We start from the raw sequence: 21,256 nt of genomic DNA, 5'->3' as shown, positions 1-21,256 counted from the left end.
GGCACCGTCGAACTTCACCATGCCGGCGTTCGGCTGGCGCCTGAGTGACCAGGAGGTTGCCGAGGTGGTGAACTTCATTCGCACCAGTTGGGGTAACCAAGGGGATGCCGTCACCGCCAGTGAAGTGAAAGCCCTTCGTTAACTGCATCCCTCTGTCTGCACCCCCCAATCCACTGTGGGAGCGGGTTTACCCGCGAATGCGTCGGCACATTCAACATCGCATTCGCGGGTGAACCCGCTCCCACAGGGTCTTGCGTTTATTTATCTATATATATCAGTTAGTTAAAGCGTATTCTTATTGCATTTACTACGCATGAATATCGTACACCCGACCAACGGCATGTTGACGAACGCGTGCGATTTTGCTGTATTGAAACCGGTTTCATCGCTATCACAACAATCATAAGGACAGCCCATGACCGACGCGCCTGCCCATTCCCGCGAACGGGTCACCATCAGCGAAGTAGCGCGTGTCGCTGGCGTTTCCAAGGCCACCGTCTCCCGTTACATCGGCGGTGACCGGCAGTTGCTCGCCGAAGCCACCGCCAAGCGCCTGGAAGAGGTCATCGAGCGCCTCGGTTACCGCCCCAACCAGATGGCCCGTGGCCTGAAGCGCGGCCAGACGCGCCTGATCGGCATGCTGGTGGCCGATATCCTCAACCCCTATTCAGTGGCCGTGATGCATGGCGTGGAAACTGCCTGCCGCCAGCACGGCTACAGCCTGGTGGTGTGCAACACCAACCGCGACGACGAGCAGGAGCGTCACCACCTGGTGGCCCTGCAGTCCTACAACGTCGAAGGGCTGATCGTGAACACGCTTGGCCATCACCCCGGCGAATTGCTCAACCTGCAGCGCGACATCCCCATGGTGCTGGTCGACCGCCAGTTGCCCGAACTGAATGTCGACCTGGTGGGCCTGGACAATGCCGACGCGGTCGAGCAGGCCCTCGACCACCTGCAGGCGCAAGGCTACCGCGACATCCTGGCGGTAACCGAACGCCTCGATGGCACCAGCTCGCGCCTGGAGCGGGTGCAAGCGTTCGGCACATCGATCAGCCGGCGCCCCGGCATGCGCCAGCAGGTGCTGGAAATCGGCGCCGGGCTGGATGACCAGCTGGCTTCGTTCCTCGCCGGCAGCGGCCATGGCCCGCAGGCCATCTTCACCTTCAACGGTGTCGCCACCCTGGCCGTGACTCGGGCCCTGCACCAGGCAGGGCGCAACCTGTTCGCGGACGTCGGGCTGATCGCTCTCGACGACCTCGACTGGTACCCCTTGGTCGGCACTGGCATCACTGCACTGGCCCAGCCCACCGAGCGTATCGGCGTGGCAGCATTCGAGAGCCTGCTTGGCCGCCTGCGCGGCGACAGCGGGGCAGCCCGGCGCCTCGACTTAAAGGCCGAGCTGATCATCCGAGGTTCAACCCAGCCACAGTAATCACAGGCAGGCACCTGCGTGCCTGCTGTCATCAAAAAATGAAACCGGTTTCATAAGGACAACAACAATGCACTCGAACCCCGTTTCCATCAGCCTCTCCAGCTACGGTGCCGACTTTGTCCGGCAACGTGGCCAGGAGCAGTTCCTTGACCTGCTGGCTGCCGCTGGCGTTACCCGCGTGGAACTGCGCGAAGAACTGTTCACTCGTGCGCCGGACACTGCAGCGCTGGCTGCAGCCATTGCCGCGCTGCGCCTGGAGTGCCTGTATTCCACGCCCCTGGAGCTGTGGACCGCACAAGGCGAGCTTGACCCGCAATTGGCGCAAAAGCTGGAAACCGCCCGCGCTCTTGGTGCGGTCGCGCTCAAGGTTTCCCTGGGCCACTACCATGCGGGCTGTGACGTCGCGGCCTTGGCTACGCTGTTGCCGGCGCATGGGCCATTGCTGCTGGTGGAGAACGACCAGACTGCGCAAGGTGGACGAATCGAACCCCTGCAGCAGTTTTTCCAGCACGCCGACGAGCTCGGGCTGAGCTTGGGCATGACCTTCGATATCGGTAACTGGCAGTGGCAGGGCGAGCCTGCCCGGCACGCCGCACACCAGCTTGGCCGCTGGGTGCGCTATGTGCACTGCAAGGCCGTGCAGCGCCGGGTCGATGGCCGCCTGGTAGCCGTCCCGCCAGAGACTGCGGACCTGCAGGAGTGGGCTGAGCTCATGGCCGAGTTCACCCCCGGCGTGGTGCGTGCTGTCGAGTACCCGTTGGTGAGCGACGATCTGCTGGCGCTGACCCGTGCCCAGGTGCGCGACCTGGCGGCACTGGGGCAGGGCGTATCGAGTGAGGAGCTGAGCCATGCATGAGCATGACGTGCTGTGTTTCGGCGAGACCATGGCCATGTTCGTCGCCGAGCAGGCCGGCGACCTGGCCAGTGTCGGCCAGTTCGGCAAGCGCATCGCCGGCGCCGACAGCAACGTGGCCATCGGCCTGGCGCGGCTGGGCTTCAAGGTCCGCTGGCTGAGCCGGGTAGGCGACGATTCGCTGGGCCGTTTCGTGCTCGACAGCCTGCGCCGCGAAGGCCTGGACTGTTCCGGCGTCGAGGTGGATGCCAGCTACCCCACCGGCTTCCAGCTCAAGGCCCGCTGCGATGACGGCAGCGACCCGGCGGTGGAGTACTTCCGCCGTGGCTCGGCGGCCAGCCGGCTGTCACCGGCGTTGCTGCGCCCGGGCTCTCTGCAGGCCCGCCACTTGCACGCCACCGGCATCCCGCCGGCGCTGTCGGAGGGTTGCCGGGCGCTGTCGCATGCGTTGATGGATGCCATGCGTGCCGCCGGGCGCAGCATCTCGTTCGACCCCAACCTGCGCCCCTCGCTGTGGCCTGACCAAAGCAGCATGGTGCGCGAAGTCAATGCCCTGGCGGCCAAGGCCGACTGGGTTCTGCCAGGCCTGGAAGAGGGCCGCTTGCTGACCGGCCAGCACACCCCGGCGGACATCGCCGCGTTCTACCTCGACCAAGGGGTGGAACTGGTGGTGATCAAGCTGGGCGACGCCGGTGCCTACTTCCGCAGCGCCAAGGGCGAAGGCCAGGTTGCGCCAGTGCCGGTCAGCCATGTGGTGGACACCGTTGGCGCCGGCGATGCCTTTGCCGTCGGCGTGCTCAGTGCGCTGCTGGAGGGCCACCCGGTAGCCGAGGCAGTGGCGCGTGGCAACTGGTGCGGCAGCCGCGCCGTGCAATCGCGTGGCGACATGGAAGGGCTGCCGCTGCGCCATGAGCTGCAAGCCCACGACCTGCGCAGAAGCGCGTGAACACTTGACCCCGAAACACCTGTTGCAACAAAAACAACAAGCTCAGGAGAAACGAACCATGCAAAGCCAAAGCCTGGCACCTCGCCGCTGGTGGTACATCATCCCGATCGTGTTCTTCACCTATAGCCTGGCGTACCTGGACCGCGCCAACTACGGGTTCGCCGCCGCTTCCGGCATGGCTGAAGACCTGCACATCACCCCCGCACTGTCTTCGCTGCTGGGGGCACTGTTCTTCCTTGGTTACTTCTTCTTCCAGGTGCCTGGCGCCATCTACGCTGAAAAGCGCAGTGTGAAGAAGCTGATCTTTGTCTGCCTGATCCTCTGGGGCGGCCTTGCCACGCTCACCGGCGTGGTCAGCAACGTCTACATGCTGATCGGCATCCGCTTCCTACTCGGAGTGGTGGAGGCGGCGGTGATGCCGGCCATGCTGGTGTACCTGTGCCACTGGTTCACCCGCGCCGAGCGTTCGCGCGCCAATACCTTCCTGATCCTCGGCAACCCGGTGACCATCCTGTGGATGTCGGTGGTGTCGGGCTACCTGGTCAAGCATTACGACTGGCGCTGGATGTTCATCATCGAAGGCCTGCCCGCGGTCATCTGGGCGTTCTTCTGGTGGCGCCTGGTGGATGACCGCCCGGCCCAGGTGAACTGGCTGAGCGAGCAGGAGAAGGCCGCCCTGGAGCAGGCGCTGGCTGCCGAGCAGCAAGGTATCAAGCCGGTGAAGAACTACCGCGAGGCGTTCCGCTCGCCGCAGGTGATCATCCTTTCGCTGCAGTACTTCTGCTGGAGCATCGGTGTGTATGGCTTCGTGCTGTGGTTGCCGTCGATCCTCAAGCAGGCGGCCAACCTCGACATCGTGCAGGCCGGCTGGCTGTCGTCGGTACCTTACCTGGCGGCGGTGCTGGGCATGGTCGGTGTGTCGTGGGCGTCCGACCGCCTGCAGAAGCGCAAGCGCTTCGTCTGGCCACCACTGCTGATCGCCGCCGTCGCATTCTATGGCTCGTACGCCCTGGGCAGCGAGCATTTCTGGCTGTCGTACGCGTTGTTGGTGATCGCCGGCGCCTGCATGTACGCACCCTATGGCCCGTTCTTCGCGATCGTGCCCGAGATCCTGCCGGCCAACGTTGCGGGCGGTGCCATGGCGCTGATCAACAGCATGGGCGCGCTGGGCTCGTTCGGTGGCTCGTGGCTGGTGGGTTACCTCAATGGCGTCACGGGCGGGCCCGGTGCCTCCTACCTGTTCATGTGCGGTGCGCTGCTGGCCGCGGTGGCGCTTACCGCCGCACTCAATACTTCCCAGACATCCGGCCGGGCCAAGCGCGGCAACTCGCGCCTGGCCATGAACCATTAGGAACCTGTGCAATGAAGAAGCGAATCGTCCTGTACAAACGCCTGTCCGACGACTTGATGGCACGTCTGCAAGAGCGCGTCGAGGTGACCTGGGTGGACACCTCCGGGCCCGATGGCCTGGCGCGCCTGCGCGATGCCTTGCCGGGGGCGCACGGGCTGCTGGGGGCCAGCCTGCGCCTGGACGCCAGCCTGCTCGACCTGGCGCCACAGCTTGAAGTGGTGTCCAGCGTTTCGGTCGGTGTGGACAACTACGACATCGCCGAGCTCAGCCGGCGTGGCGTGATGTTGACCAACACCCCCGACGTGTTGACCGAAACCACCGCCGACACGGGCTTTGCCTTGATCCTGGCCACCGCCAGGCGGGTGGTGGAGCTGGCGAACTGGGTGCGAGACGGGAACTGGCAGGCCAACCTCGGCCCGGCGCATTTCGGCAGCGATGTGCACGGCAAGACGCTGGGCATCGTCGGCATGGGCCGCATCGGCGAGGCCCTGGCCCGGCGTGCCGCGGCCGGCTTCGGCATGCGTGTGCTGTATCACAGTCAGCGTGCCAAGCCTGAGGTGGAGGCGCGCCATGCGGCGCGCCAATGCAGCCTGGACGAGCTGTTGCAGCAGGCGGATTTCGTTTGCCTGACCGTGCCGCTGAGTGCCAGCACCGAAGGCCTGATCGGCGCGCGTGAGCTGGCGCTGATGAAGCCGCAGGCAATCCTGGTGAACATTTCCCGCGGGCGCGTGGTGGATGAGCCGGCGCTGATCGAAGCGTTGCGTGCCCGGCGCATCCGCGGCGCCGGCCTGGATGTGTTCGTGCAGGAGCCGTTGCCGGCGCAGTCGCCGTTGTTGCAGCTGGACAATGTGGTGGCGACCCCGCATATCGGCTCGGCGACCGAGGAAACCCGCCAGGCCATGGCGCGCTGTGCGGTGGACAACCTGCTCAGTGCGCTGGCTGGTGAGCGCCCGGCCAACCTGGTGAATGGCTAAAGCCAGATCAACAAACCTGCGCGGCCCCTGTGGGAGCAGGTTTACCCGCGAAGCAGGCGACGCGGTGGATGGCACCGGCTACGCCGGTGTTCGCGGGCGCGCCCGCTCCTACAGGTACGGCGCATTCCTTCAGCTGGTGGGCACCCTGTGGGAGCGGGCATGCCCGCGAAGCAGGCGACGCGGTGGATGGCACCGGCTGCGCCGGTGTTCGCGGGCGCGCCCGCTCCCACAGGTATGGCGCATTCCTTAAGCTGATGAGGTCCCTGTGGGAGCGGCCTTGTGTCGCGAAAGGGCTGCAGGGCAGCCCCCGGAGTCAATGCGATTCTGAACGCTGCGCCTGCGCTGGCGCAGCACTCTCCACCGGCTCCAGCGGCGGGTGCTCCTGCGCCGCATGCATCAGGTCTTCGGTCACCCGCAACTCGGCACCGGTCGGCGAGAAGGTGGTCGAAGCGGTGAACGGGGCCGGGTGCTCTGCCGCCGGGCGCTTGCCACGGCGCCACATGAAGAAGCACACCATGGCCAGGTTGACCACGGCAAAGGCCCAGAACAACCCGGCCTCGCCAAACTCGGTCATCATCGGCGAAATGGCCACCGGCGCCATGGCCGAACCCAGCGAGTTGATCAGCAGCAGGCCCTGGATCATCGGCACCAGTGCATCCGATGGCGCCCGGTCGGCCGCATGGCTGACCGCCACCGGGTACAGGGTGAACACGCCACCACCCAGCAGGAACAGCATCGCCGGCAGCAGGATCGAGTCCGACGGCAGGAACACCGTGACCAGCGACAGCAGCACGCACAGCGCGGCCAAGGCGATCAGCACATCCTGGCGGTCCTTGCGGTCGGACCAGCGTCCGACCGGGTATTGCAGCAGCATGGCACCAAGAATCACCCAGGCCATCATGTTGCCGACCTCGCCCACATCCAGGCCGATGCGCTGCAGGTACAGCGGCAGCAAGGCATAGATGCCGGCAATGGCTACACCCGAACCGAAGCAGCCGACCAGGCCCGATGGCGCAACGCCCAGCAACTGGCGCGGCTTGAGCGGTTCGACCTGGTCCAGCAGCGGCGACACCCGGGGCAGGATCACGATGGGCAGTACCGACAGGGCGGCGAGCACGCCGGCCAGCATGAACGGTGCGGTGTCACCCATGTGGGTGATTTCGCCAAGGCCGGCCTGGGCGATGACCCCGGCGCCGTAGAAGGCGATCATGTACAGCGCCAGCAGGCGGCCGCGGATCTTGGCGTCACCGGCCAGCAGCAGCCAGCTTTCGATTACCAGGAACACGCCCACCGCCGCCCAGCCGTTGATCAGGCGCAGCACCGACCACCAGGTGACGTCGTAGAACAGGCCTTGCAGCAGGATGGTCACGGCGATCAGCGAGGCGAAGCTGGTGTAGGCGCGGATATGGCCGATGCGCAGGATCAGCCGGTCGTTGAAGATGGCACCCAGGGTCAGGCCGATGAAGTAGGTCGAGGAGACCACACCGATGGTGGTGGCTGATTCGCCGGCAGCGCCCAGGCGCAGGGTGGTAAGGGAAGACATGAAGCCGTTGCCCAGGGCAATGATGAACAGCCCGAGCAGGGGCGCCAGCGCCATGGCCAGCAAACGCGGAGACATAGGTACCTCTAGTTGGATGAGCGGAATGAGCGCCTTTTCGGACGCGCACACCGGCTCGACCCGAACGGGGCCGAGGGGCTGCACGGATGTGCCTGGGCTGGATGCGACGCTGCCGGTTGCCACCGTTCAAGGCGACGGGCGAAAAGGAAGCGCGATTCTACGGGCTTGCGCGGTTTTGCCCAAGGGGCTTGGGTGTGCGACGAGACGCCGCAGTCTGTGGGCGACACGAATGCGTCTTGGGCGGACATCCCGGGGCCGCTTTGCGGCCCAATCGCCGGCAAGCCAGCTCCCACCTCGACTGCATCGACCTCAAGCATTGTGCAGTACCTATGGGGGCCGGCTTGCCGGCGATTGGGCTGCAAAGCAGCCCCGGCAATCCCGCAGACTGCGGCATAATGCGGGGCTCACCCCCAAGGAAGGCCCCCATGTTCGCTTCGCTGTTCGCAGTCCTGGCCCCGGTATTCATCGTCGCCGGCATCGGCTATGCCTGGGCCCGCAAGGGCCTGGACTACCCCACCGAATTCATCGCCCGGGTGGTGATGACCGTCGGCACCCCGTCGCTGGTACTGTCCACGCTCAGCCGCACCGAACTGGACCCGACCGCCTTCACCAGCATGGCCATGGCCTGCCTGCTGTGCACCCTGGGCATGGCCCTGGCCGGCTTGCTGGTGTGCCGCGCTTCGGGCATGCACTGGCGTGTGCTGTTGCCGGCGTTCATGTTCCCCAACACCGGCAACATGGGCCTGCCGATCAGCCTGTACGCCTTTGGCGAACACGGCCTGGCCCTGGCCGTGGCGTTCTTCCTGACCCTGTCGATCGTGCAGTTCACCCTCGGCATGGCCATTTCCGGTACTGCGGCTTCGCTCAAGGCACTGCTGCGCAACCCCATCGTGATCAGCCTGGCCGGCGCCATGCCGATCATCTTTCTCGATTTCGAGTTGCCGCGCTGGCTGGCTAATACTGCAGACCTGCTGGGCGGCATGACCATCCCGCTGATGTTGCTGACACTGGGTGTGTCGCTGGCCAGCATTCGCCTGCGCCATGTGGGCAGCGGCATGCTGCTGGGCGGTTTGCGCATTGGCCTGGGGGCTGCCGTGGGCTGGGCGGTAGGTGCGGCGCTGGGCATGGGCAGCCTGGAGCGTGCGGTGCTGGTGGTGCAGTCGGCGATGCCGGTGGCGGTGTTCAACTACCTGATGGCGGTGCGCGCCAACCGCGAACCGGAGCAGGTGGCGAACCTGGTGATGTGCTCTACGGTGCTGTCGTTTGCCTGGTTGCCGGTGGTGCTGGCTTGGTGGATGTAAGTCTGTACCGGCCCTTTCGCGGGTAAACCCGCTCCCACAGGTACTGCGCAGGTCTCAAGGCCTGTGATGGACCTGTGGGAGCGGGTTTACCCGCGAAGAGGCCGGCCCGGCAAACGGCTATTTCTCCTGCAACCGCCACCCCTGGCTGGTCAGCACCATCGCCCGGGTTTCCTTGAGCGGCGTGTCATTGCTGGCCACCGCCTTGCCCAGTTCGGCAATGCTGGCCTTGACCCCATCATCCCCGGCCCACGCCGGTAACCCGGTAATCTTGTAGGCATAGGTCACATTCGACATCTTCTGCCCGGTCGCCTCGCTCGGCTCACTGAACTGCTCGATGGCGGTGACCTGCGCCTTGCCGAAGCACAGCCCGTTATCGGCCTTGTAATACTTGCGGCCTTCGTCGGTGAGGTCATAGGCGTAGTAGATGTCCGTGCGTGCCGCTTGCCACAGGCGGGCGGGCACCTCGGTGCGCGAGATCTCCTTTTCGCTGACCACACCTACCTGCGCCAGGGCATGCAACGCCTTGTTGGTGCCATGGAGGTCGAAGTCCTGGGTCTTGGTCGGGAATGAACTGATGACGAAGCAGTGCGGGTACTGGGTATCGAGGTAGGCCTGGGCGGCCTTCTGGAAACTGGCCTCGCTGGTGTCCTCGCTGTTCGAGCAACCGGCCAGGGTTGCCAACAGCGCCAGCGGCACGATCTTCCTGTACATGGTGACACTTCCTTGAGTGACAAAGGCAAACGGGTCGTGCGCGATTAGAACCTACGGGCTAGAGCGGCGCAATCATGGCAAGACGGCATCTCTGCATGATCTTCGCTGGCCTCTTCGCGGGTAAACCCGCTCCCACAGGTATTGCACAGTTTTCAAGACCTGTGGTGAACCTGTGGGAGCGGGTTTACCCGCGAAGAGGCCAGTGGTAACAACATCAATCCTGGCTGCGAGTATCGATACTGACCACCACCGACATCCCCGGCCGCAAGCGCCGAGCCTCCGGCTGGTCGGCATCCACGGTGATCCGCACTGGTATGCGCTGGGCAATCTTGACGAAGTTGCCGGTGGCATTGTCCGCCTGCAGCAAGGCGAACTCCGAGCCGGTGGCCGGTGAGATCTGCTGCACGTGCCCATGCAGCTTCAGGTGGTTCAGCGCATCCACGGTGAAACTCACCGGCTGGCCGATGCGCACATCGGCCATCTGGGTTTCCTTCATGTTGGCGATCACCCACAGGGTGTCGGGCACCAGCGCCATCAACTGCGCACCGGAATTGACATAGGCCCCCAAGCGCGTGCCGATCTGCCCCAGCTGGCCGTCGCGCGGGGCGGTGACGCGGGTATTGTCGAGGTCGATGCGGGCCAGTTCCACGGCGGCCTTGGCGTTTTCCACCGAGGCCTCCAGCGCGGCCCGGTTGACCACCACCGTTTCGCGGTCCTGGCGGGCGATTTCCAGTGCCGCCTTGGCCTGGGCCAGGCTGGCGACCGCTGCGGCTTCGCTGGCCCGGGCCAGGTCCAGGTCGCGCCGCGACACCGAGCCATCGCTGACCAGCGCCCGGTTGCGGCCGAGGTCGGCCCTGGCCTTGGTTGCCTGGGCGGCGGCATCGCCGATGGCGGCCTGGCGCTGGGCAATGGTGGCTTCGGCGCTGTTGCGCTGCTGCAGGTTGTTGGCCAGGGCCGCCTGTTGCTGCTGCAGCTGGGCGATGGCCTGGGCCAGGCGTTGCTTGTAGATGCGGTCGTCCAGTTGCACCAGCAGGTCGCCGGCCTTGACGAACTGGAAGTCATGCACCGGCACATCGACGATATAGCCGCTCAGCTGCGGCCCGATGATGGTCACCTGGCCACGTACCAGGGCGTTCTCGGTGCTTTCGATGGCGCTGCTGAATGGCGGCAGGCGCCAGGCATACAGCACCAGCAGGATGCCGGCCAGGGCCACGCAGGCGAAGCTGATCGACGACAGGATACGCACCCGCCGCGAACGCACCGGGCTGGTCGGCTCGCTGGGCGGCGTGGCGCCTTCCGGGGTTTCGGCGATGGCAGTGGTGGTCGTGGTGCGGGTGTCGTCGGTCATCGGGTGGGCGCGCCGGGGGTGGAGTCAGGGGAAATGGCCCGGCGTTTGGTGTGCCAGAGCCAGGTGCTACGGATACAGATCCAGATCATGGTCAGGATAGCGATGCTGCCGATCAGCACGAACACATCGTTGTAGGCCATGATATTCGCCTCGCGGGTGGCGGCACTGGCCAGCAGGCGCATGCCGGCTTCGCTGCGCAGGGCCGGGTCGGCGATGATGCCGCCGTAGCCGGCACCGCCACTTTGCACGCGCGCCGTGACCAAGGGTTCCAGGTAGCTGAGGCGGTCCATCAGGTGGCTGGAGTGGAATTTTTCCCGCCAGGTCTGGAAGGTGCCCAGCAGTGCCGCGCCAATCAGGCCGCCGAGGTTGTTGCAGATGCCGAACAGCACCGAGAAACTCACCAGGTTGCGCGGGTTGGCGCGCACATGGCTGATGCCAAGGGCCATGGACGGGCCGAGGAAGAAGGTGCTGCCGAACGCCAGCAGGAACTGGCTGAGGTACATCTGTGCGGGGCGGGTGAGGTTGCTCGAACTGCTATCCATGAAGGCGCCGGTGGCCATGGCCAGCAGCGAGATGAACAGCGGGATCACCAGGTGGTTGGGGTTGATGGTGAAGGCACTGCTGGCCAGGCCGGCCACCGCGCCCAGCAGCATGACCGCGTACAACGTGCGCATCTGCTCGCTGCCCAGGTTCAGCGCCTGCAGGAAGCCGACTGCCCCGGTGGACTGCTCCGAGGTGACCATGCGGATCAGCACCACGCACAGGGCCAGGCGAATGATCGCGCCGCTGCCCAGCCAGCGGGTCATCAGCAGCGGGTTCTGGCGGTTGTGCTCGATGGCCAGGCCGCTGAAGATCAGCGCGATGGAGGCCGCCAGGGCCATGCCGATCCAGGGCGCCTCCAGCCACCAGTCGATACGCCCGAGTGACAGCACGGCGCACAGCAGGGCGGTGCCGCTGGCCATCAGCGAGAAGGTGAGAAAGTCCAGCGGCTCGAAGGTCTTGAAGCGGTCACCGGGGGGCAGCTTGAGCATCAGCACGCAGCCCAGCGCGGCCAGCGCCAGGCCCAGTTCGAACAGGTACAGGCCGCGCCATTCGGCGATCTGTAGCAGGTCTTCGGAAAATATCCGTGCCAGCGGCAACGCCAGCTGCGAGGCGCCCAGGCCCAGCACCATAGCCTTCAACCGCCATTGCGCCGGGAACGCCTGGATCATGTAGTACAGCCCCAGCGAGCTGAGCGCGGCACCGACCATGCCATGCGCCGCCCGCACGGCGATGGCCGAGTTGAGGTCGTTGACCAGCAGGTGGGCGAAGGTGACCAGGGCATAGAGCACAAGGAACACCTCGGTGAACGCGCGCAGGCCGAACTGCTGGCGGAACTTCACCAGCAGCAGGTTGATGGACACGTTGGTCATCACGTAGGCGGCCGGCAACCAGGCCATTTCCGCGGTGGTTGCGCCCAGCGCTCCTTGCAGGAACACAAGGTTGGCGGTGACTAGCGCGTTACCCAGGCCACCGGTGATCGCCACCAGCAGCCCGACTACGCCGTAGGCCAGGCGTTTGGCGGGCGTGTGCAGGGGCGTGGAGGGGGAGCCCGGCAGGCTGGGTTTTTCGTGGGGGAGCCACTGGCGGGGGGCGTATTTGTCCATGGGGCAGACTGTACTTCAGCGGCCGTTGCAAAAAAACAGTCTACAGCCTGCACCGGCCTCTTCGCGGGTAAACCCGCTCCCACAGGGTCACCACAGATCTTGCAAGCTGTGCGGTACCTGTGGGAGCCAGAGGTTCACCACAGATCTTGCAAAGCTGTGCGGTACCTGTGGGAGCCAAAGGTTCACCACAGATCTTGCAAGCTGTGCAGTACCTGTGGGAGCGGGTTTACCCGCGAAGAGGCCGGTGCAGGCGCTACAAGGCCTTGGCCAGAAACTCCGCCGTGCGGCTTTCAGCACACCCGGCCACCACCTGTGGCGTGCCGCTGACCACCACCTGGCCCCCGGCATCCCCGGCTCCAGGCCCGATGTCGATCACCCAGTCGCTCTGCGCCACCACTCGCATGTCATGCTCGACCACCACCACGCTGTGCCCGCCATCGACCAGGCGGTTGAGCTGCACCAGCAGCCGGTCGATGTCCTGCGGGTGCAAGCCGTTGGTGGGTTCGTCCAGTACATACAGCGTCGCCCCGCGGGCCATGCGTTGCAGCTCGGTGGCCAGCTTGATGCGCTGCGCCTCGCCGCCGGACAGTTCGGTGGCCGGCTGGCCCAGGCGCAGATAGCCCAGGCCGATGTCCTGCAGCACCTGCAGGCAGCGCCGCGCCGCTGGCTGTTCGGCGAACACCAGCAGGGCCTGGTCGACCGTCAGCTGCAGCACCTGCGCAATGTTCATGCCCTGCCAGCTCACCGCCAGGGTTTCCGGGTTGTAGCGGGCGCCATGGCAGGTCGGGCAGGGCGCATAGACGCTGGGCATGAACAGCAACTCGACGCTGACGAAGCCTTCGCCCTCGCAGTTCTCGCAGCGCCCCTTGGCAACGTTGAAGGAGAAACGCCCGGCATCGAAGCCTTTTGCCTTGGCCTGTTCGGTGGCGGCGAACAGCTTGCGCACATGGTCGAACAGGCCGGTGTAGGTGGCCAGGTTGGAGCGGGGCGTACGGCCGATCGGCTTCTGGTCGACCTGCACCAGGCGCCTGATGCTGCCAAGGCCCGCGCTCACATGCCCGCCGCTGGCCTGCTCAGGTTCATCTTCCAGGCTCTGCTCTTCGGGCTCGTTGCGTTGGGCGGCATGGCCCAGGTGCGCACCCACCAGCTCCAGCAGCGCCTGGCTGACCAGGCTCGACTTGCCCGACCCGGAAATACCGGTAACGGCGGTAAAGCAGCCCAGCGGGAATTGCGCACTGAGGTTGTTCAGGTTGTTGCGGCTGATGCCTTCGAGCTTCAGCCAGTCGTGGGCCTGGCGTGGTGCGCGCGTGGTCTGGGCCGGTGCACTGAACAGGTAGGCCCGGGTGCTCGACTGCTCGACCTGGGCCAGGCCCGTGGGCGGCCCGCTGTAGAGGATGGTGCCGCCATGCTCGCCAGCGGCAGGCCCTACATCCACCAGCCAGTCGGCGCGGCGCATGGTGTCCAGGTCGTGTTCCACCACATAGACCGAGTTGCCCGCATGCTTCAGGCGCTGCAGCGCCTCGAACAGGGCTTCGCTGTCGGCCGGGTGCAAACCGGCCGAAGGCTCGTCGAGCACATAGATCACGCCAAACAACTGCGAGTTCAGCTGGGTGGCCAGGCGCAGGCGTTGCAGCTCGCCAGAGGACAGGGTCGGGGTGCTGCGTTCCAGGGCCAGGTAGCCCAGGCCCAGGTCGAGCAGGGTGTCGATGCGTTCGAGCAGCTCGTTGGCGATGCGTTGGGCAGCCAGGCGCTTTTCCAGGGTCAGGTCGTCCTGCTGTTGTGCCAGGTAATCTGCTGCCGCCACCTTGCGGAACACCTCGGCCAGCGCCTGCAGCGACAGGTGCGACAGCTCGGCGATATCCAGGCCGGCGAAGGTCACCCCCAGGGCCTCGCGCTTCAGGCGCTTGCCCTGGCACAGCGGGCACGGGCTGGGGCGCATGAACTGGGCAACGCGCTTGCGCATCTGCGCGCTTTGCGAGTGCATGAAGGTGTGCAGCACGTAACGCCGGGCACCCATGAACGTCCCTTGGTAGCTGGGCTCTAGCTTGCGCTTGAGGGCGGCGCGGGTCTGCGCCGGGGTCAGCCCGGCATACACCGGCGCGGTGGGCGTTTCTTCGGTGAACAGGATCCAGTCGCGCTGCGCCTGTGGCAGGTCGCGCCAGGGGGTATCGACGTCGTAGCCCAGCGTCACCAGGATGTCGCGCAGGTTCTGGCCCTGCCAGGCCATCGGCCACGCCGCCACGGCGCGCTCGCGGATGGTCAGCGACGGGTCGGGGACCATGGTCGCTTCGTTCACTTCGTAGACCCGGCCCATGCCATGGCATTCCGGGCAGGCGCCCTGCGGCGTGTTGGGAGAGAAATCCTCGGCATACAGCATCGCCTGGCCGGCGGGGTAGTGGCCGGCGCGGGAGTAGAGCATGCGGATCGAACTGGACAGGGTGGTCACGCTGCCCACCGAGGAACGTGCACTCGGCGTGCCGCGTTGCTGCTGCAGGGCCACGGCTGGGGGCAGGCCTTCGATGGCGTCGACGTCCGGCACGCCGACCTGGTCGATCAGGCGCCGGGCATAGGGCGCGACCGATTCGAAGTAGCGGCGCTGGGCTTCGGCGTAGAGGGTGGAGAAGGCCAGCGAGGACTTGCCCGAGCCGGACACGCCGGTGAACACCACCAGAGCGTCACGGGGGATATCGACATCGATGTTCTTGAGGTTGTGTTCGCGGGCGCCACGGACGCGGATGAAACCGGTGGGGGTGGTGGGGCGTGGGGGCATGACGCAGTCCTTGGCTTTGGCTGAACAGTGCGCTCAAGGTAACAGCAAAGGCACGACTTTGTGTTCCACCGTGTGAAACCAGATTCGATTGTGCTCCCAGCTTCCTCGCGCTTATCTGTCAGTCAAGCACGACCTGCCTTACCCGTCGTGACCTCAAGGCGAACAACAAGAACGGGAAACCACCCGCGCGAGGAGACTCTACATGTCCCGACATCAGCACATCCTGGCCTGGCTGAACGATGTGGCCAGCGACCTGCACGCAATCCGTCACGATATCCACGCTCACCCGGAACTGGGCTTCGAAGAAAGCCGCACTTCGGCGCTGGTTGCCCGACTGCTCGAAGAATGGGGCTATGAAGTGCACACCGGTATCGGCAAGACCGGCGTGGTCGGCGTACTGCGCAATGGCAGCAGCCCACGCCGCCTGGGCCTGCGCGCCGACATGGACGCGCTGCCCATCCACGAGGCTACCGGCGTCGCGTACAGCAGCCAGCACCAGGGCTGCATGCACGCCTGCGGCCATGACGGGCATACCACCATGCTGCTTGGCGCCGCGCGCTACCTGGCGGCGACCCGGCAGTTCGACGGCACGCTGACGCTGATCTTCCAGCCGGCCGAGGAGGGCCAGGGTGGCGCCGAGGCGATGCTGGCTGACGGCCTGCTGGAGCGCTTCCCTTGCGATGCACTGTTCGGCATGCACAACATGCCCGGGCTGCCGGCCGGGCACCTGGGCTTCCGCGAAGGGCCGATGATGGCCTCGCAAGACCTGCTCACGGTGACCCTCGACGGGGTTGGCGGCCATGGCTCGATGCCCCACCTGACCGTCGACCCGCTGGTGGCGGCGGCCAGTGTGGTGATGGCCCTGCAAACCGTGGTGGCGCGCAATATCGATGCGCAGGAGGCGGCCGTGGTTACCGTCGGCGCCTTGCAGGCCGGCGAAGCGGCCAACGTGATCCCGCAGCAGGCGCTGCTGCGCCTGAGCCTGCGCGCGCTGAACGCCGAGGTGCGGGCGCAGACCCTGGAGCGGGTGCGGGCCATTATCGTCAGCCAGGCCGAGAGCTTTGGCTGCCGCGCCACCCTCGAACACCGCCCGGCCTACCCGGTGTTGGTCAACCATGCCGCGGAAAATGCCTTCGCCCGGCAGGTGGGGGTGGAATTGCTCGGTGCCGAAGCAGTGGATGGCAACACCCGCAAGCTGATGGGCAGCGAAGACTTCGCCTGGATGCTGCAACGCTGCCCGGGCGCCTACCTGTTCATCGGCAATGGCGTATCGCGGCCGATGGTGCACAACCCGGCCTACGACTTCAACGACGACATCCTGCTGACCGGCGCCGCCTACTGGGGCGCGCTGGCAGAGCGCTGGCTCGCGCCCGCCTGACCTTTCCTTTTGACGACTGCCGCTGGAACCCGGGCGCGACCGCGCCTGGGCGATCACCCAATCATTGTGTGGAGTGTTTCCTATGCAGACTTCGAGCACCGGCGTGTCGCGTACCCGGCAAGTGGTCGCCGCCGTCATCGGCAACGCCCTGGAGTGGTATGACTTTATCGTGTACGGCTTTCTGGCCAGCATCATCGCCCGGCAGTTCTTCCCCTCCGACGATGAATACGCCTCGCTGCTGATGGCCCTGGCCACCTTCGGCGTCGGCTTTTTCATGCGCCCGGTGGGCGGCGTGCTGCTGGGCATGTATTCCGACCGCAAGGGCCGCAAGGCGGCGATGCAGATGATCATCCGGCTGATGACCGTGTCCATTGCCATGATCGCCTTTGCCCCCGACTACCTGGCCATCGGCATGGCCGCGCCGATGCTGATCGTGGTGGCGCGCATGCTGCAGGGTTTTGCCACCGGCGGCGAGTACGCCAGCGCCACGGCCTTCCTGGTGGAGAGCGCGCCGGCCCACCGCAAGGGCCTGTATGGCTCGTGGCAGCTGGTGGGGCAGTGCCTGGCGGTGTTCTCCGGGGCGGCGATGGTGGCCCTGGTCACCCACTTGTGCACGCCTGCGGCGCTGGACAGCTGGGGCTGGCGTATCCCGTTCGTGCTCGGCCTGCTGATTGGCCCGGTGGGGCTGTGGATTCGCAAGCACATGGAAGAGCCCGAGGAGTTCATCGAGGCGCGCCGCCAGGCCAAGGGCCAGTCGCCCAGCCTGTGGCAGGTGCTGCGTGAGCATCGGCGCAGCCTGTTGGTATCGATGGGCCTGGCCTGTGGCGCGACGGTGTCGTTCTACGTGGTGCTGGTGAACATGCCGACCTTCGCCCACAAGAACCTCGGCCTGCCGCTGGACCAGGTGCTGCTGGTGCAGATGCTTGCGGTTGGGCTGATGACCGTGGTGATCCCGCTGTCCGGGGCGTTGTCTGACCGGCTGGGGCGGCGCCCGGTGCTGATGGCCTTCACCCTGGCGTTCTTCGTCATGGTCTACCCGTTGTATGTGTGGGTGGCTGCCGCGCCGTCGCTGGAGCGCCTGCTGGTGATGCAACTGCTGTTGTGCACCGCCATCGGTGGCTTCTTCGGGCCGGCGCCCACGGCCCTGGCCGAGCAGTTCCCGGTCGAGGTGCGTTCTACCGGTGTGTCGGTGGCCTATAACGTGGCGGTGATGGTGTTCGGCGGCTTCGCCCCGTTGATCGTCACCTGGCTGAGCAAGGTGCTCGGTACCCCGGTGGCGCCATCGTTCTATGTGCTGTTCGCCTGCCTGCTGACACTGCTGGGCACCTATTGCCTGAAAGAAGCCCCGCGCGCGGGCAAGCCTGCCGCTTTCAACCTTGGAGTGAAACCGTGATGCCGCTAGCCATCGACCCCATCGTTGCCCTCGATGCCGAGGCATTGTCCCGGGCCATCCATGCCCGTCAGATGTCGTGCCGGGAGGTGATGCAGGCTTATCTGGCGCATATCGAACGCTTCAACCCGCAGGTCAATGCGCTGGTGTCGCTGCGCCCGGCAGAGGCGCTGTTGGCCGAGGCCGATGAGCGTGACCGCGAGCTGGGCCGTGGCCATTCGCGCGGCTGGATGCATGGCATGCCCCAGGCGATCAAGGACCTGGCCGCCACTGCCGGGCTGCGCACCACGTTGGGCTCGCCGCTGTTCGCCGAGCAGGTGCCCGAGCAGGACGCGATCAGTGTGGCGCGGGTGCGGGCCAGTGGTGCGCTGATCGTGGGCAAGAGCAATGTGCCGGAATTCGGCCTTGGTTCGCAGACCTACAACACCCTGTTCGGCACCACCACCAACGCCTACGACCCGGGCAAGGTGGCCGGGGGCAGCAGCGGTGGGGCGGCGGCGGCGCTGGCCATGCGCCTGCTGCCGGTCGCCGACGGCAGCGACATGATGGGCTCGCTGCGCAACCCGGCGGCGTTCAACAACGTGTATGGCCTGCGCCCGTCGCAGGGCCGCGTACCCCACGGGCCGGCGCCGGAACTGTTCGTGCAGCAGCTGGCCACCGAGGGGCCGATGGGCCGCAGCGTGGTGGATGTGGCGCGGCTGTTGTCGACCCAGGCGGGTTTCGATGCGCGGGCGCCGTTGTCGCTGGGCGAGGGCCGGCGCGATTTTGCCGCCGGGTTGCAGCGCGATTTCCGCGGCGTGCGGGTTGGCTGGCTGGGCGACTACGACGGTTACCTGGCGATGGATGACGGGGTGCTGAGCCTGTGCGAAGCGGCCCTGGCAGACTTCGCCGAACTGGGCTGCCGGGTCGAGGCCTGCCAGCCGGTGTTCGACCTGGCGCGTTTGTGGCAGTGCTGGCTGACCCATCGCCACTTCCTGGTGCACGGCAACCTCGCTGCCGCCTATGCCGACCCGGGCAAGCGCACGCTGCTCAAGCCCGAGGCGCAGTGGGAGGTGGAGGGTGGCCTGCAACTGAGCGCGGCGGTGGTGTACCAGGCTTCGGTGGCCCGCAGCGACTGGTACCGCGCGCTGGGCCAGCTGTTCGAGCGTTACGATTACCTGCTGTTGCCGTCGGCCCAGGTGTTCCCATTCGATGCACGGCAACCTTGGCCAACGGTGGTCGGCGGGCGGGCGATGGACACCTATCACCGCTGGATGGAAGTGGTGATAGGGCCGACCCTGGCCGGTTTGCCGAGCATCAGCGTACCGGTCGGTTTCAACGCTGCCGGGTTGCCCATGGGCCTGCAGATCATCGGCCCGGCCCAGGCCGACCATGCGGTGTTGCAGCTGGCCCATGCCCATGAACAGCTCACCCGTTGGGTTGCGCGGCGCCCACCCCAGAGCCTGCAAGCGCCATGAAACAGCTGGGCAGGCGCGGATCTTGCTGGCTATCCTGACCATCCAGCTACAGGGAGGTCACACTCATGGGCATCACGGCAGACAGTGGCGGCGTGCGTTCGGTGGAGCGGGCGCTGGCCATCGTCGACCTGCTTGGCGAACACCAGGCGCTGGGCCTGGAAGAACTGCATTACCTGACGGCGCTGCCCAAGGCCACGGTGTCGCGCATGCTCGCCACCTTGCAGGAGCAAGGCTGGGTCTACCGCGGCCTCAGCGACCGGCGTTACCGGCTGTGCGCGCGACGCCTGTTCGGTGACCGCCAGCTGCGTTTCAAGCGGCGCCTGGTGGAACACGCCGCGCCCATGTTGCTGGAGTTGAGCGAGCGCACCGGGTTGGTGGTTGACCTGTCATGTTTCGACGGCGAGCGGCTGGAGGTGATGGAAAGCGCCATCCCCCAGGTATTGCGCAAACGCTACCCGCACACCTGCCAGATCGTCGGCCATCATGCCAGCCTGTTCCACTCGGCGATGGGGCGGGCGTGCCTGGGTGAGTTGGCGGTCGATGAAGTGCAGCGCCTGGCGGCCCATGCGCGGGTGGGCGACGAGACGGTGCTGCGCGACATCGAGGAGGAAGCGAACAAGGGGTTCGGCCAGCGCACCGAAGGGCACTGGGAGTACCCGGTGCGCTTGCCGTTCCTGATCCGCGCGATAGCCCTGCCGGTGCATGCCGAAGGGCGCCTGGCCGGGAGCATTGCCTTGCACTGGCCGCTGGACCAGGCGCCGGTGGAGCGGGTGTTGAACCTGCACCTGAACAGCCTGGCTACAACGGTGGGGGAGGTGCAGCGGGCCTTGGTGGTTTGAGTCAGCCTGTGCCGGCCTCTTCGCGGGTAAACCCGCTCCCACAGGGTAAGTGCATTGCCCGAGGCTTGCTCGGTACCTGTGGGAGCGGGTTCACCCGCGAAGAGGCCAGTGCAGCAAACAACAAAAGAGGCTGTGTTCCGAGGCCCCTCAGCGCTCCAGGCTGTACATCCTGCATTCCGCCAGCAACGCCAGCAGGTTCGGCTCCCGCTCCCGCGCCTTGAGGAACACCACGCCGATATGCTGCTGCAAGCGATATTGCGGCTTCAGTGCAATCAGCCTGACCCGGTTTTCGTACACCGCCGCGATACGCCCGGGCAGCAGGGCAAAGCCCACGCCCGAGCTGACCATGCTCAGCAGGGTGAAGATATCGTTCACCTGCATGGCCACCTTGGGTTCGAAGCCGGCCTGCTGGAACACCCGGGCGCCATCGCGGTGGGTGGCAAAGCCCTGGGTCAGGGTGATGAAGGTGGAGTCGGCCAGGTCGGCCAGGTCCACTTCGGCCTGCTCGGCGAAGGGTGAATCGATGGGCACGGCAAGGAAGATATCGTCGGAGAACAGCGGCAGCTGCTCGCAGGCCGGGTCGCTGACGCTTTCGTCGAGCGACACGAGGATGGCCTCCAGTTCGTGGTTCTTCAGGCGCTGTAGCAGGTCGACGTTGGAGCCCAGGGTCAGGTCGATGTTGAGTTCGCTGCGGCGCAGCTTGAGGCCCATGACCAGCTTGGGCACGGTTTTCACCGTCAGCGAGTAGAGCGCGCCCAGGCGGAAGCGCTCGGCGTAGAAGCCGGCGGCCTCGCGGGTAAGGCGGACCATCTGCTCGGCGTCCTGGATCAGCTGGCGGGCTTTCTTTTCCAGTACGTAGGCGCTTTCCAGCGGGATCAGCTGGCGGCCTTCGTGCTTGAACAGCGGGCAGCGCAGTGCGCTTTCCAGCGAGTGGATGGCACGGTGCACGCTGACGGCGCTGGTGGCCAGCTCGGCGGCGGCGCGGCCGAGGTTGCCGGTGCGCATGAAGGCGAGGAAGGTTTCCAGCTTCTTCAGTGTCAGTTCTTCGTCGATCAGCATGGGTTGACCTCAGTTCCCACAGGGACAGCGCATGGCTTGAGGCCGATGCGGTCGAGGAGGGAGCAACTGTCTTGTGCTGCCTGTTCTGGCCTGATCGCCGGCAAGCCAGCTCCCACAGGGATGGCGCATGGCTTTAGGCCGATGCGATCGAGGAGGGAGCAACTGTCTTGTGCTGCCTGT

Annotated in this window: 16 protein-coding genes and 1 pseudogene; 11 read left to right on the top strand and 6 right to left on the bottom strand. The window is 66.0% G+C overall.

Annotated features, from left to right (window positions below; genetic code table 11):
• From RYH74_RS25370 to RYH74_RS25345, 6 genes and pseudogenes are all read left to right on the top strand, one after another.
• Nucleotides 1-142: pseudogene (locus RYH74_RS25370) on the top strand (cytochrome c); the annotation flags it as partial.
• A 273-nt stretch (nt 143-415) separates the two neighbouring features.
• Complete coding sequence (ptxS, locus tag RYH74_RS25365) at nt 416-1,435, top strand: transcriptional regulator PtxS (RefSeq protein WP_075045320.1); 1,020 nt, start codon at nt 416-418, stop codon at nt 1,433-1,435.
• A 67-nt stretch (nt 1,436-1,502) separates the two neighbouring features.
• Entirely contained in the window at nt 1,503-2,291 is a 789-nt protein-coding gene (locus RYH74_RS25360; RefSeq protein ID WP_286099951.1) for an AP endonuclease, read from the top strand.
• Nucleotides 2,284-3,234 carry a sugar kinase gene (locus tag RYH74_RS25355; RefSeq protein WP_075045318.1) on the top strand — a complete coding sequence of 317 codons (951 nt, stop codon included), beginning with the start codon at nt 2,284-2,286 and terminating at the stop codon, nt 3,232-3,234. The genes RYH74_RS25360 and RYH74_RS25355 overlap by 8 nt, the downstream gene beginning before the upstream one ends.
• Nucleotides 3,235-3,292: 58 nt before the next feature.
• A complete protein-coding gene (locus RYH74_RS25350; protein ID WP_085588591.1) occupies nt 3,293-4,585 on the top strand; it encodes an MFS transporter in 1,293 nt (430 codons plus the stop codon).
• A gap of 11 nt (nt 4,586-4,596) precedes the next feature.
• The gene (locus RYH74_RS25345) at nt 4,597-5,559 is read left to right on the top strand and encodes a 2-hydroxyacid dehydrogenase (RefSeq protein ID WP_085664766.1); all 963 of its coding nucleotides are present in this window, start codon (nt 4,597-4,599) and stop codon (nt 5,557-5,559) included.
• A 313-nt stretch (nt 5,560-5,872) separates the two neighbouring features.
• Here RYH74_RS25345 and RYH74_RS25340 read toward each other — a convergent pair whose 3' ends face one another.
• Nucleotides 5,873-7,177, bottom strand: coding sequence for an MFS transporter (locus tag RYH74_RS25340; protein ID WP_063914168.1), 1,305 nt, complete (start codon nt 7,175-7,177; stop codon nt 5,873-5,875).
• Nucleotides 7,178-7,602: 425 nt separating this feature from the next.
• Here RYH74_RS25340 and RYH74_RS25335 point away from each other — a divergent pair, with 425 nt between their 5' ends.
• Entirely contained in the window at nt 7,603-8,478 is an 876-nt protein-coding gene (locus RYH74_RS25335; protein WP_025339272.1) for an AEC family transporter, read from the top strand.
• 117 nt (nt 8,479-8,595) lie between these two features.
• Here RYH74_RS25335 and RYH74_RS25330 read toward each other — a convergent pair whose 3' ends face one another.
• The 4 genes from RYH74_RS25330 to RYH74_RS25315 form a co-directional block, all read right to left on the bottom strand.
• Nucleotides 8,596-9,189 carry a hypothetical protein gene (locus tag RYH74_RS25330; protein ID WP_025339271.1) on the bottom strand — a complete coding sequence of 198 codons (594 nt, stop codon included), beginning with the start codon at nt 9,187-9,189 and terminating at the stop codon, nt 8,596-8,598.
• A 214-nt stretch (nt 9,190-9,403) separates the two neighbouring features.
• Nucleotides 9,404-10,537: an HlyD family secretion protein gene (locus tag RYH74_RS25325; RefSeq protein ID WP_274079453.1), complete on the bottom strand. Its 1,134-nt coding sequence runs from the start codon at nt 10,535-10,537 to the stop codon at nt 9,404-9,406.
• Nucleotides 10,534-12,183 carry an MFS transporter gene (locus RYH74_RS25320; protein WP_085615552.1) on the bottom strand — a complete coding sequence of 550 codons (1,650 nt, stop codon included), beginning with the start codon at nt 12,181-12,183 and terminating at the stop codon, nt 10,534-10,536. Before RYH74_RS25320 ends, RYH74_RS25325 begins: the two co-directional genes overlap by 4 nt.
• Nucleotides 12,184-12,436: 253 nt before the next feature.
• Nucleotides 12,437-14,953, bottom strand: a complete 2,517-nt coding sequence (locus tag RYH74_RS25315; protein WP_085664770.1) for an excinuclease ABC subunit UvrA — start codon at nt 14,951-14,953, stop codon at nt 12,437-12,439.
• 202 nt (nt 14,954-15,155) lie between these two features.
• Between RYH74_RS25315 and RYH74_RS25310 the strand changes: the two genes are divergently transcribed.
• The 4 genes from RYH74_RS25310 to RYH74_RS25295 all read left to right on the top strand — a co-directional run bounded on the left by RYH74_RS25310 (nt 15,156) and on the right by RYH74_RS25295 (nt 20,017).
• Nucleotides 15,156-16,331 (top strand): M20 aminoacylase family protein, encoded by a 1,176-nt coding sequence (locus tag RYH74_RS25310; RefSeq protein ID WP_075045312.1) that lies wholly within the window; start codon nt 15,156-15,158, stop codon nt 16,329-16,331.
• An 82-nt stretch (nt 16,332-16,413) separates the two neighbouring features.
• Nucleotides 16,414-17,724 carry a citrate-proton symporter gene (locus RYH74_RS25305; RefSeq protein ID WP_015270478.1) on the top strand — a complete coding sequence of 437 codons (1,311 nt, stop codon included), beginning with the start codon at nt 16,414-16,416 and terminating at the stop codon, nt 17,722-17,724.
• Nucleotides 17,724-19,178 carry an amidase gene (locus RYH74_RS25300; protein ID WP_317410514.1) on the top strand — a complete coding sequence of 485 codons (1,455 nt, stop codon included), beginning with the start codon at nt 17,724-17,726 and terminating at the stop codon, nt 19,176-19,178. The genes RYH74_RS25305 and RYH74_RS25300 overlap by 1 nt, the downstream gene beginning before the upstream one ends.
• A 65-nt stretch (nt 19,179-19,243) precedes the next feature.
• Nucleotides 19,244-20,017 carry an IclR family transcriptional regulator gene (locus RYH74_RS25295; protein WP_025339264.1) on the top strand — a complete coding sequence of 258 codons (774 nt, stop codon included), beginning with the start codon at nt 19,244-19,246 and terminating at the stop codon, nt 20,015-20,017.
• A gap of 147 nt (nt 20,018-20,164) precedes the next feature.
• Here RYH74_RS25295 and RYH74_RS25290 read toward each other — a convergent pair whose 3' ends face one another.
• Nucleotides 20,165-21,076, bottom strand: coding sequence for a LysR substrate-binding domain-containing protein (locus tag RYH74_RS25290; RefSeq protein ID WP_003260483.1), 912 nt, complete (start codon nt 21,074-21,076; stop codon nt 20,165-20,167).
• Nucleotides 21,077-21,256 lie beyond the last annotated feature (180 nt).

The sequence above is a fragment of the Pseudomonas sp. LSJ-87 genome (assembly GCF_032971465.1).
Taxonomy (GTDB): Bacteria; Pseudomonadota; Gammaproteobacteria; order Pseudomonadales; family Pseudomonadaceae; genus Aquipseudomonas; species Aquipseudomonas putida_Z.
This window is presented reverse-complemented; position numbering and strand designations above follow the sequence as displayed.